Source organism: Acinetobacter sp. MYb10 (assembly GCF_002980175.2).
Classification (GTDB): Bacteria; Pseudomonadota; Gammaproteobacteria; order Pseudomonadales; family Moraxellaceae; genus Acinetobacter; species Acinetobacter guillouiae.
Genome location: NZ_CP058272.1, coordinates 1,425,335 through 1,438,010, shown reverse-complemented (window position 1 = coordinate 1,438,010; position 12,676 = coordinate 1,425,335). Strand labels below are relative to the sequence as shown.

10 protein-coding genes are annotated in these 12,676 nt (G+C 39.8%); all 10 read left to right on the top strand.

Features of this window, described 5'->3' with window-relative positions:
* Nucleotides 1–247: 247 nt before the first annotated feature.
* The 10 genes from hutC to CQZ96_RS06660 all read left to right on the top strand — a co-directional run bounded on the left by hutC (nt 248) and on the right by CQZ96_RS06660 (nt 12,148).
* Complete coding sequence (gene hutC / locus CQZ96_RS06705) at nt 248–1,000, top strand: histidine utilization repressor (RefSeq protein ID WP_004721807.1); 753 nt, start codon at nt 248–250, stop codon at nt 998–1,000.
* Nucleotides 997–1,578, top strand: coding sequence for a HutD family protein (locus CQZ96_RS06700; RefSeq protein ID WP_105714240.1), 582 nt, complete (start codon nt 997–999; stop codon nt 1,576–1,578). Before hutC ends, CQZ96_RS06700 begins: the two co-directional genes overlap by 4 nt.
* 237 nt (nt 1,579–1,815) lie before the next feature.
* Nucleotides 1,816–3,492, top strand: a complete 1,677-nt coding sequence (gene hutU / locus CQZ96_RS06695; RefSeq protein WP_004820229.1) for a urocanate hydratase — start codon at nt 1,816–1,818, stop codon at nt 3,490–3,492.
* Between the two features lie 82 nt (nt 3,493–3,574).
* Entirely contained in the window at nt 3,575–5,113 is a 1,539-nt protein-coding gene (gene hutH / locus CQZ96_RS06690) for a histidine ammonia-lyase (protein ID WP_056515934.1), read from the top strand.
* Nucleotides 5,114–5,177: 64 nt separating this feature from the next.
* Nucleotides 5,178–6,590 carry an amino acid permease gene (locus CQZ96_RS06685; RefSeq protein WP_105714241.1) on the top strand — a complete coding sequence of 471 codons (1,413 nt, stop codon included), beginning with the start codon at nt 5,178–5,180 and terminating at the stop codon, nt 6,588–6,590.
* Nucleotides 6,591–6,642: 52 nt separating this feature from the next.
* Nucleotides 6,643–7,854, top strand: coding sequence for an imidazolonepropionase (gene hutI, locus CQZ96_RS06680; protein WP_004721795.1), 1,212 nt, complete (start codon nt 6,643–6,645; stop codon nt 7,852–7,854).
* 28 nt (nt 7,855–7,882) lie between these two features.
* Nucleotides 7,883–8,803, top strand: a complete 921-nt coding sequence (hutG, locus tag CQZ96_RS06675; protein WP_004721794.1) for a formimidoylglutamase — start codon at nt 7,883–7,885, stop codon at nt 8,801–8,803.
* 36 nt (nt 8,804–8,839) lie between these two features.
* A complete protein-coding gene (locus tag CQZ96_RS06670) occupies nt 8,840–10,111 on the top strand; it encodes a Glu/Leu/Phe/Val family dehydrogenase (protein ID WP_105714242.1) in 1,272 nt (423 codons plus the stop codon).
* Nucleotides 10,112–11,061: 950 nt separating this feature from the next.
* Entirely contained in the window at nt 11,062–11,520 is a 459-nt protein-coding gene (locus tag CQZ96_RS06665) for a lysozyme inhibitor LprI family protein (RefSeq protein WP_004721790.1), read from the top strand.
* 103 nt (nt 11,521–11,623) lie between these two features.
* Entirely contained in the window at nt 11,624–12,148 is a 525-nt protein-coding gene (locus CQZ96_RS06660; RefSeq protein WP_004721788.1) for a hypothetical protein, read from the top strand.
* Nucleotides 12,149–12,676 lie beyond the last annotated feature (528 nt).

Here is a 12,676-nt window from a genome sequence, read left to right as displayed (position 1 = left end):
CTTATTTATGTCGCCACGCAATAACAACAACATGTACAAAAACATGTAAAAAGCAAAATCTTCACTTCGTAATGGTATTGTTATCACCATGCTGTAAACAGACTTGGTATGATTAAATTGATATAAGTTGGAATGCCATTGATGAGTAATGGATATTTTTATCATGATTATTTGTATAGGCTTGTATATACAAATAACATCGACTCAAGATACAATGATTTAGAATATTTTGTATGAGTTTTAGCCAATGTCAAGAGCGTCAAAGCACAATGATCTAGACTTATCTCTAGAAGAAGATAGTCCTGTTCCTTTGTATTTGCGCGTGAAGCAAATGATTTCACAAAAAATTTATGAAGGAACCTGGACTGTAAATAAAAAAATTCCTTCAGAAAGTGAGTTGGTGAATTTACTAGGCTGTAGTCGTATGACAGTCAATCGGGCATTGCGCGAACTGACCAGTGAAGGCTTATTAGTCCGTATACAAGGTGTAGGGTCTTTTGTCGCTGAAGGACAAGGTCGTACAGCATTATTTCATGTGAACAATATTGCAGAAGAAATTATTGCGAGAAATCATAAACATCATGCTGAAGTATTGGTACTTGAACAAATTCAAGCCAATGAAGAACAAAGTCGGTTAATGCAAATTCGAGAAGGACAACGCTTATTTCACTCGATCATTGTGCATTATGAAAATGATGTGCCTGTGCAGATCGAAGATCGTTTAGTTGATCCCGTACTGATTCCAGATTATTTGGCACAAGATTTTAAAACTATCACGCCTAATGCCTATTTAATGTCAAAAGCACCTGTTACTGAAGGTGAGCATGTGGTTACGGCGATTCTTGCTTCAGCACAAGAATGTAAATGGTTAAAAATCAATAAAACAGAGCCTTGTTTATTGATCCGTCGTAGGACATGGTCCAATAAACAACTGATTTCTAGTGCAAGACTGATTTATCCTGGCAGTCGCTATTATTTGGAAGGTAAATTTACCCAATGATTGAGCTTTTAAAAGCCAGCCATTACAAAAAAATGCGATGGAAAAATGGCGAAGGCTATACGCTTGAAATCGCCCGTAGTGTAGGTGAAAGCTTAGCTGAGTTTGATTGGCGGATTTCGATGGCCGATGTGAAAACATCAGGGGATTTTTCCAAATTTAATGGGATGAATCGCTTTTTGACGGTATTGGAAGGTCAAGGTATTTCACTGTGTATAGACGATGATTTTAAGCATTTAAAAACATTGCAGTCCGTCGAGTTTCGTGGAGACAGTGTGGTCAGCTGTGAATTGCTGGCAGGGCACATTCGCGATTTTAATTTGATTTATAATCCAAAAAAGTTTGATGCACAGTATCAGTGGATTTTCTCTCCAGAAGCCTTAGAAATACCCATATTATCTGACGTGATGTTTATTTTTAATCAGAGTGTTGAGGTGTTAGTTATCGAAATTGGTCAACAGATTTTTCATTTGGAACATCAGGACAGTCTTAAACTTGAAGATGAAAAATCATTGCAAGCTATCACATTAAATCAGCAATTTTTAAAGCAAACTTGTCTTATACAGCTCACAAAAATCTAAATTTTATTGATTTTACTTAAACGCATACAACCTGAAGTTGTCTGCGTTTTTTTGTTTTTATGAAAAATAAATCTATTTATTTTATATGTTTATAAATTTTTTTAAAAATAATTAGAAAAGCATCTTTTCAATATTAAAGATTTGTGTAGTATATAGATGTATATACAAGTTAGTACATTGCTATACAGTGAATGCAGTTTAATTTGCTGGTTTAAACTCAAAGGAAGGAGTCCTATTGTGACAACAACGACAACAAAATTTCGTGATGTAGAAATTCGCGCACCTCGTGGTACTAAGCTCAATGCAAAAAGTTGGTTGACTGAAGCTCCACTGCGTATGTTGATGAATAATCTTGATCCTGATGTCGCAGAGAATCCAAAAGAGCTCGTTGTTTACGGTGGTATTGGTCGTGCTGCACGTAATTGGGAATGTTATGACAAGATTGTTGAAACACTTAAAACTTTAGAAAATGACGAAACTTTATTGGTTCAATCAGGTAAACCAGTTGGTGTGTTCAAAACACATAAAGATGCACCACGTGTTCTTATTGCCAATTCAAACTTAGTTCCACATTGGGCAAATTGGCAACATTTCAACGAGCTAGATGCTAAAGGCTTGGCAATGTATGGTCAAATGACCGCAGGTTCTTGGATCTATATCGGCAGCCAAGGCATTGTACAAGGCACCTATGAAACTTTTGTTGAAGCTGGTCGCCAGCACTACAACGGTGACTTAACAGGTCGTTGGGTGTTGACTGCTGGTTTAGGTGGAATGGGAGGGGCTCAGCCTTTAGCTGCGACTTTGGCAGGCGCTTGCTCGCTCAATATCGAATGCCAGCAAGCCAGTATTGATTTCCGTTTACGTACACGTTATGTCGATGAACAAGCTACAGATTTAGATGATGCTTTGGCGCGTATCGACCGTTATACCAAAGAAGGCAAGGTAATTTCGATTGCGCTACATGGCAATGCAGCTGAGATTTTACCTGAATTGGTTCGCCGTGGTGTTCATCCGGACATGGTGACGGATCAAACCAGTGCACATGATCCTCTCAATGGCTATTTACCAATTGGTTGGACATGGGAAGAATATCGTCAACGTGCCAAAACTGAGCCAGAAGCAGTGGTAAAAGCTGCAAAACAATCTATGGCAAAGCATGTACAAGCGATGCTGGATTTCCAAAAAATGGGTGTTCCAACCTTTGACTATGGCAATAATATCCGTCAAATGGCGCAGGAAGAAGGCGTAGAAAACGCATTTGATTTCCCAGGTTTTGTACCAGCCTATATCCGCCCATTATTCTGTCGTGGTATTGGACCATTCCGTTGGGTTGCACTTTCAGGTGATCCAGAAGATATCTATAAAACAGATGCAAAAGTTAAAGAATTGATTCCAGACGATGAACATTTACATCGTTGGTTAGACATGGCAAGAGAACGGATTAGCTTCCAAGGCTTACCAGCGCGTATTTGCTGGGTTGGCTTAGGACTACGTGCAAAATTAGGTCTGGCATTTAACGAAATGGTACGTAGCGGTGAGCTTTCAGCACCAATCGTCATTGGTCGTGATCATTTAGACTCAGGTTCGGTTTCAAGTCCAAACCGTGAAACTGAAGCAATGCAAGATGGTTCCGATGCTGTATCTGACTGGCCATTGCTGAATGCCTTACTTAATACAGCAGGTGGTGCGACTTGGGTTTCATTACATCATGGCGGTGGTGTAGGAATGGGCTTCTCTCAACACTCAGGTGTCGTGATTGTTTGTGATGGTACGGATGAAGCAGCAGCACGTATTGCTCGGGTGTTGACCAATGACCCAGCAACAGGCGTGATGCGTCATGCAGATGCTGGTTATGATATCGCCGTTGAATGTGCCAAAGCGCAAGGTTTGAACTTGCCGATGATCACCAAATAAAAGACATGGACATTACGATGCTTTTTGCAATTGTGTAAGCGGCATCGTAAGAGAACAATATAGCGCAAAACAGGACGTCAAAATGGAACTCTTAATTCAACCAGGCAAGCTCACACTCGCAGATCTTCGCCAAGCGTATTTAAATCCAATTAAAGTTAAACTGGATGACAGTGCTTATGCTGGCATCAATGCAAGTGTTGCGTGTGTCGAAAAAATTGTGAATGAAGGACGCACAGCTTACGGTATCAATACTGGTTTTGGCTTACTCGCTTCAAGTAAAATTGCCCCTGAAGACTTAGAACAGTTACAACGCTCATTGGTACTTTCTCATGCCGCTGGTGTGGGCGTACCTTTAGATGATGCAATGGTTCGCTTAATTATGTTGTTAAAGGCCAATAGTTTGGCACGTGGTTTTTCTGGTATCCGTCCTAAAGTGATTGATGCAATCCTTGCTTTGATCAATGCAGAAGTCTATCCGCATATTCCATTAAAAGGTTCAGTCGGTGCTTCAGGTGACTTGGCACCCCTTGCACATATGTCTCTGGTTTTACTGGGTGAAAGTAAAGCACGTTATAAAGGGGAATGGTTACCAGCAGTTGAAGCACTTAAAATTGCAGGCTTAGAACCCATTACTTTAGCGGCCAAAGAAGGTTTGGCACTTTTAAATGGTACTCAGGTTTCAACAGCATACGCATTACGTGGTCTATTTGAAGCAGAAGATTTATTTGCTGCTGCGACCGTTTGTGGTGGATTAAGCGTTGAAGCTATGCTCGGTTCACGTGCACCATTTGATGCACGTGTCCATGAAGTTCGTGGTCAGCGTGGTCAAATTGATGTTGCCGCTGCATATCGTGACTTATTGACTGAATCAAGTGAAATCGCTCATTCACATGAAGATTGTAGCAAGGTTCAAGACCCGTATTCACTGCGTTGCCAACCTCAAGTGATGGGGGCTTGTTTAACGCAAATTCGTCAAGCAGCAGAAGTATTAGCGATTGAGTCGAATGCAGTTTCAGATAACCCATTGGTGTTTGCTGCAGAAGGTGACGTTATCTCAGCGGGGAACTTCCATGCTGAACCTGTGGCGATGGCCGCTGATAATTTGGCTTTAGCGATTGCTGAGATTGGCTCACTGTCTGAACGTCGTGTTTCCATGATGATGGATCGCCATATGTCACAGCTTCCTCCATTTTTGGTTGCCAATGGTGGGGTGAATTCGGGCTTTATGATTGCTCAAGTAACAGCCGCTGCGTTGGCCAGTGACAATAAAGCACTTGCACATCCTGCCAGTGTTGATAGTTTACCGACCTCTGCAAATCAGGAAGACCATGTTTCCATGGCGCCTAATGCAGGAAAACGCTTGTGGTATATGGCTGATAACGTTCGCGGCATTCTTGCAGTTGAGTGGTTAGGTGCATGTCAAGGACTTGATTTCCGTGAAGGATTGAAAAGCTCTCCTAAACTTGAACGTGCCCGCAAAATTCTGCGTGATCAAGTGGCGTATTACAGCGAAGATCGTTTCTTCGCGCCAGATATCGAACAAGCAAGTGAATTGCTCGCAAGTGGTTGCCTGAACGAATTGCTGATTGCGAAGCTATTACCGAGCTTGTCTGAAGTGTGATCAATAAAACGGTCACATGGAGTGACCGAATCTAACTAAATTTCCTCAAGGATTGGAGATTATAATGTCACAACACTCCACATTACAGCGGGGGTTAAATACCCGTCATATCCGCTTTTTGGCATTGGGTTCAGCGATTGGTACGGGGCTTTTCTATGGATCAGCAACGGCAATTAAAATGGCAGGTCCGTCTGTTTTAATTGCTTATATGGTTGCAGGGATTGCAATTTATATTGTGATGCGAGCATTAGGGGAAATGGCTGTTCATAACCCCGTATCAGGTTCTTTTAGTGAATATGCCTCAAATTATATTGGTCCTTTAGCTGGTTTTACCACAGGTTGGACCTACGTCTTTGAAATGATCATTGTCGCCTTGGCTGACGTGACTGCTTTCGGTATCTATATGGGGTTTTGGTACCCCGATGTGCCACGATGGATTTGGATTTTATCGCTGATTATGTTCTTAGGGGCAATTAACCTGATTCACGTTAAAGTCTTTGGTGAAGTCGAGTTCTGGCTATCCATCGTCAAGGTCAGCGCTATTGTTGCCATGATTTTGGGTGGTTTTGGTCTGATGTTCTACGGCTTTAATGCAGATCACACAGGCTTTGTACCAGGTATCCAAAACCTATGGATACATGAAGGTTTTATGCCCAATGGGATTATGGGTTTAGTTGCCTGCTTATCAGTTGTGGTATTTGCATTCGGTGGCATCGAAATCATTGGGATTACAGCGGGTGAATCACAAGATCCGAAAACGTCGATTCCTCGTGCGATTAATGCGGTTCCTGTACGTATCTTACTTTTTTATATTCTGACAATTTTTGTATTGATGTCGATTTTCCCATGGAATCAAATTGGTAGCCAAGGCAGTCCATTTGTACAAATTTTTGAAAATTTAGGCATCAAATCTGCAGCAACTGTTTTAAATATTGTGGTGATTACAGCTGCAATTTCCGCGATCAATAGTGATGTATTTGGTGCAGGACGTATGCTGTATGGTATGTCTAAGCATAAACAAGCACCTCAAGTGTTCCAGAAACTCTCACGTAATGGTGTTCCTTGGATGACTGTTGTAGTGATGGCTGGTGTGTTACTTGTCGGCGTCGTGCTTAATTATCTGATCCCCGAAAATGTATTTATTATCATCGCTTCAATTGCAACATTTGCAACGGTTTGGGTATGGTTAATGATTTTACTTTCTCAAGTGGGTATGCGCCGTAAACTGTCTAAATCAGAAATTAAAGCATTAGATTTTCCTGTGATTGGCTGGCCTTATGCACCTGCATTTGCCATTGTATTTATGCTGTTTATTTTAGCCATGATGGGATATTTCCCAGACTCAAGACCTGCACTTTATGTCGGTATAACATGGTTAGTTTTACTCTGGATTGCTTACACGATATGGGTGAAGCCCAAGCAAAATTTAGTAAAAGAAAAACCAGATCTCCAACAAAACATCGAAATGGAAAGCTGATACTGAAGCTGCTCAAGCGTGATTAAAGCATGAGCAGCAAGAGGAAATGTCAATGAAAAAACTTTGGACAAACTGTCATGTTGCAACCATGCAAGATGGGCAATATTCCAGTATTGAATCTGCTGCAATCGTCACTTTAGCACAACATATTCACTGGATTGGCGCAGAAAAAGATGTTCCTGTAGATGACTATGCTGAGATCATTGACCTCAATGGCGCATGGGTGACTCCCGGTTTAATTGATTGTCATACGCATAGTGTATTTGGCGGAAATCGCAGTGTTGAGTTTGAAAAACGTTTGCAAGGTGTCAGTTATGCGGAAATCGCAGCGAGTGGTGGTGGTATTGCAAGCACTGTAAGAGCAACACGAGAAGCAAGTGAGGAACAGCTCCTTGCTTCGGCACTCAAACGTATTCGTTGTATGCTTAAAGATGGTGTAACCACCATTGAAATTAAGTCGGGATATGGTCTGGACTATAGCAATGAACGTAAAATGCTCCGTGTGATTCGTCAAGTCGCTCAAACTTTACCGATGACCGTAAAAAGTACGTGTTTGGCAGCCCATGCTTTGCCACCTGAGTATCAAGATCAAAGTGATGCTTATATTGAACATATCTGTACGGAGATGTTACCCAAACTGCATCAAGAAGGTTTAGTCGATGCTGTTGATGCTTTCTGTGAACATTTGGCATTTTCTCCTGCGCAAGTTGAACGTGTTTTTAAAGCAGCTCAGGCATTAAACCTACCTGTTAAATTACATGCAGAACAACTTTCATCTCTCGGTGGTTCAACGCTTGCTGCGCGTTACCATGCTTTATCCGCAGATCATTTGGAATACATGACCGAAGCTGATGCCAAAGCCATGGCTGCTTCAGGCACAGTTGCTGTGTTATTGCCGGGAGCATTCTATTTTCTGAGAGAAACCAAGTATCCTCCTTTAGATAGTTTGCAGCAACATGGTGTACGTATCGCATTATCCAGTGATTTAAATCCAGGAACATCGCCAGCCTTGTCATTACGCTTAATGCTGAATATGGGCAGTACATTATTCCGTTTAACACCAGAACAAGCTCTCGCAGGTGTCACAACGCATGCCGCTTATGCACTCGGCTTACAAGATACGCATGGCACATTAGAACAGGGTAAAGTGGCGGATTTTATTGCTTGGGATATTGAGCATCCTTCTGAGATTGTGTATTGGCTTGGCGGTGATTTAGCAAAACGAATCATCCAACATGGAAATGAAATCTTGATCTCAGCTTGAGATTAATTTTTATAAAGTGATATTAATAATGAATCATTCATTTAAGTGGCAAGGACGACAAGATGGGGAAGGTGATGCACATCTACGTCTCCATCAAGTGATCAATACCAGTCCTCAAGCATCTTTTGCTTTTATTGGTTTTAGTTCAGATGAAGGTGTTAAACGCAACCATGGACGCTTAGGTGCAGCGGATGCACCAGATATGATTCGTGCTCAATTGGCAAATTTACCTGTGCATCAACCTGTGACCATTATCGATTTAGGCACCGTGCTTTGTGATCATGCTGAACTTGAAATAGCACAGGCGGAATTGGCGCATCAAGTCGAACGTAGTTTAAATTCCGATATGAAGCCGATTGTGTTAGGCGGTGGGCATGAAGTTGCCTTTGGCAGTTTTTCTGGTTTATTTCAATACATTCAAAATAATCATCTGAATAAGAAAATTGGCATTATTAACTTCGATGCACACTTTGATTTGCGTGAAGCTGAACAGGTCACTTCAGGCACACCTTTTTTAAATGCAGCTAAACTATCAGAACAGTTTCATCAAGAATTTAACTACATGTGTATCGGTGTTGCCAAGCATTCAAATACTAAAATTTTGTTTGACACAGCAGAGCGTTTAAACTGTAATTATATTTACGATTATGAATTAAAACTGCAAAATGTTGAAAATTTAATCTTAAGAATAAATAATTTTATTAAAAAAGTAGACTATTTGTATATTACGGTTGACCTTGATGTATTTAACGCTAGCATTGCGCCGGGTGTCAGCGCACCTGCGGTGAAAGGAATCGATTTATCTATTTTTGACCCATTATTAGAAGCCATAAAAAAAACTGGCAAGATCAAAGTTTTTGATGTGGCTGAATGTAATCCGCGGTTTGATTTGGACAACAGAACTGCCAAATTAGCCGCTTATATTATTTTTAACTACATATTTGATTGATGATTCAAGTGACTTCATCAAAAGGATAAGCAAAGTATGTCTAATTTATCTTATATCTCTCAAAATAACGGTCCATGGTCTACCTACCTCGAACAAATCGAGCGAGTTACACCGTATTTAGAACATCTGAAAGATTATGTCGACACTTTAAAGCGACCAAAGCGTGCTTTGATTGTCGATGTACCCATTGTAATGGATGATGGCACAATCCGTCATTTCGAAGGCTATCGCGTTCAACATAACTTATCGCGTGGTCCAGGTAAGGGCGGTATTCGTTACCATCCAGATGTAGATCTCAATGAAGTGATGGCACTTTCTGCATGGATGACCATTAAAACTGCGGTTTTAAATCTACCTTTTGGCGGTGCAAAAGGTGGTGTTCGTGTTGATCCTCGCCAGCTTTCTCCACGTGAGTTAGAGCGCTTAACACGTCGTTATACCAGTGAAATTAGCCATATCATTGGCCCACAAAAAGATATTCCAGCGCCGGATGTTGGCACCAATCCTAACGTTATGGGCTGGATTATGGATACATATTCTTCGGGTCAAGGCCATACCGTAACAGGCGTTGTTACAGGTAAGCCAATTCATTTAGGTGGTTCTTTAGGACGTATTAAAGCAACGGGTCGTGGTGTATTTATTACCGGTCAACAAGTTGCCGCAAAAATTAAACTTCCTTTAGAGGGTGCACGAGTTGCTGTCCAAGGTTTTGGTAACGTTGGTAGTGAAGCTGCATATCTATTTGCCGATTCGAAATCTATTATTGTAACGATTCAAGACCATACAGGGACGATTTATAATCCTCAAGGTATTGATTTAGCTGCTTTAAAAACTTATCTAGAAAGTAATCAAGGTGTGGGTGGCTTTACTGGTGCTCAAGCGATTAGCGATGAAGATTTCTGGGATGTTGAAATGGATATTTTGATTCCTGCCGCATTGGAAGGTCAAATCACGGTTGAACGCGCACAGAAATTAACAGCGAAATTGGTACTCGAAGGTGCAAACGGTCCAACTTATCCAGAAGCAGATGATATCTTAATCCAACGTGGTATTACGGTTGTACCTGATGTGATTTGTAATGCGGGTGGTGTAACGGTCAGTTATTTTGAATGGGTTCAAGATATGTCGAGCTACTTCTGGTCGGAAGAAGAAATCAACCAAAGACTCGATAAATTAATGGTTCAAGCGATTAATGACGTATGGCAGACCTCAAATGATAAAGTATGTAGTTTAAGAACGGCTGCCTTTATTTTAGGTTGTGAGCGTATCTTAAAAGCACGTATGGAACGCGGTATTTTCCCAGGCTAATTTATTTGTTGTAAACGTGACCTTAGCGTATCTTCGCTAAGGTCATTTTTTATCTGTTTAAAACGCATTTTAACGGTCTATTTAAACAGCGAACTTTACAGAATCTATTGAATAATAATTATCTTATTTAGCGTCTTGTATTGCACAGTAATAACATCTCAACAATCTGAGTTCATCTTAGCATCAACTTTGTACTGCCTTATTTTGTATATAGATTTTTGCTGTTAATTAGATAGAGTAGTCAAACCACCTCATTGTTCATACAAATTATTTCTATAAAACCTTTGTTGATAAAAGAGGATTATGTTTTTGTGTGAACTTTTAGAAACTGTTGGTTATCAATTCATTTTTTTGTAATTTTGAATCCTAGATGGTTATTCTACCGTGGGGCGACAGGGATGTCGCCGTTGGGCGGGGGTACAGGACGTACCCCTCGCCAAACATGAGCAAAAACAAAGCACAGCTTTGTTTGCAGCGCAAGGTTTGGCATTCCTAAGAAAAGTGAGGCATCGCCTACGCAAGGGTATTTAAACTTTGAAAGTAAGGTGTGGCATTGTAAGCCTTCTTACAATCAAATAATTTATTTTCCATGCAATTGATTTAATTGAAAATAATTAATTAGTAGAAATTATATTTATGCGTCTGAGTTTTTCTAACAGGTTGACTATAGAAACACATTCTAACCTTACGCTACTGCTTGTGCTTTAAGCAAAGAAAAATTTTGTTCTCGTTCAGCATGCAATGTAATAAAAATTTATAGGCTTAATTTTAGCAAGGCCGAATTGTATGGATAAGACTAAATATAGTCTGAATAAAATGTCTTAAATTTTGTAAAGTATTTGCCTTTTTATGGTTTTAATTTCACATGAATTAAACTATAAATTATATCTAGTATGTGAATAAATTATAGACACTTCTGCAATAAACCTTTTTAGAAAGTAGTTAAGAATATGAATAAAATATACTCAAAATACTTCTATATTTTGAGCATTGGTAGCTTATGTAGCTTTGCGACTTTGTTATCAGCTGCACCGACATTGCAATACTCAAAAACCTACCAAAGCTGTATAAATACAGCAAAAACCACAGGGAACAAGCAACTGTGTATTAGTGCAGAGCATTTAGGTCAGAATGAAAGATTAAATCAGGCCGTAAAAAAACTAACACCCAAGCTCTCAGCATATCAACAAAGCAGATTAGCTGATGCTCAAGTAGAGTGGCAATCTTTGCAAAATTTTAAAGATGATCAATGTGATCAAGCTGTATTTGATGATGAAAATGCAGTTAAACCTTCGGGTAAAAACTTGACCGCATTGGATTGTGACCGACAGTCGCTTGAACGTGTGGCTGAACGCGCTTATGAATTGGAACAAGGCAATGTGCGGGCTGAATATTATCTTGATCCATAATTTATGATTGCTCATGATGTCTAAAGCATCGAAGTGTTTTATAAAAAATTTTATTGGTTTTAGTGTAGATAAATCATCAGCGTAAGCAAAAGGAAACTTTCTTATGATCAGTAAACAACAATTGACAATCAGTACAAGCAATAACCGACAACGCCAGAGTAAGGGAGATAAACATAGAGTCGCAGGTATTTTGGCTGTATTCACATTAGGCTTGTTACTCACTGGTTGTGTTTCAACACCTAATCCTGTGCAACAGGCTGCTGATAAATTGGTCGGACAACATGTAAATAAAGCGATCGGAATCTTTGGCTCACCAACTTATCGCGTCCCAGCGAGTAAATTAGGTGGCTCTGCAATGTGGGAAAATTCGATTGTTTCACAACGTGTTGTACAGCAATTTGTGCAAACGGGAACTGAATATGCGGGTCAGCGTGTCGTTGGTCAAACCGGCGGGCAAGGCGTTGTTGGCGCTATTTATGAAAATCAATATCGTCCAACAGGATACTATCAAAACGCTGTACAAGAGCATGCTCAATACCTTTGTAATATCACAGCACTGACGGGTCCAGGTGATATTATTACGAGTATTATGGTGATTGGATGTAAACAGAGTAAAGATGGTTTGTGATCCTTAAAAGCCAAATATAGCTTTAATCTGACAGATATACGATAAAATCGATAACTGTCAGATAAGGTTGACGAGAGTATCATTTTTAGAAGACTACGATGATCAAAATATTCTGTTCAAAGGTTCATAGATCCATTGAGTAAAATAATTCTTATTCATGTGTATTTTCTATTTATTTTTCTCTATTTTTCTAGGATAGAAACGTTAAAATAAAAAAGATAATGGTGTGATTTAAATCATTTTAAGCATTTCACTTAATAGAACATATGACTTCCGAAATACGCTAAAATGATATGCAACTTCAAGCAATTCTTAGTTAGCCTCATGATATCTGTAGTGCCTATAGTAAAGGCATATAGCCATGGGGAAATAAAATAATACAGGTATTTTTTTGGTTTAATTTACACCTTATTCAGTTTATTTTTATGGGGCAATATATTCGTCATTTGTATACTTTCGCATGGTTTATATACTGAGTTAAAGTCGCTAAAAATTCATTGAGCAAAGCCTGATGATTATCTTCAACAA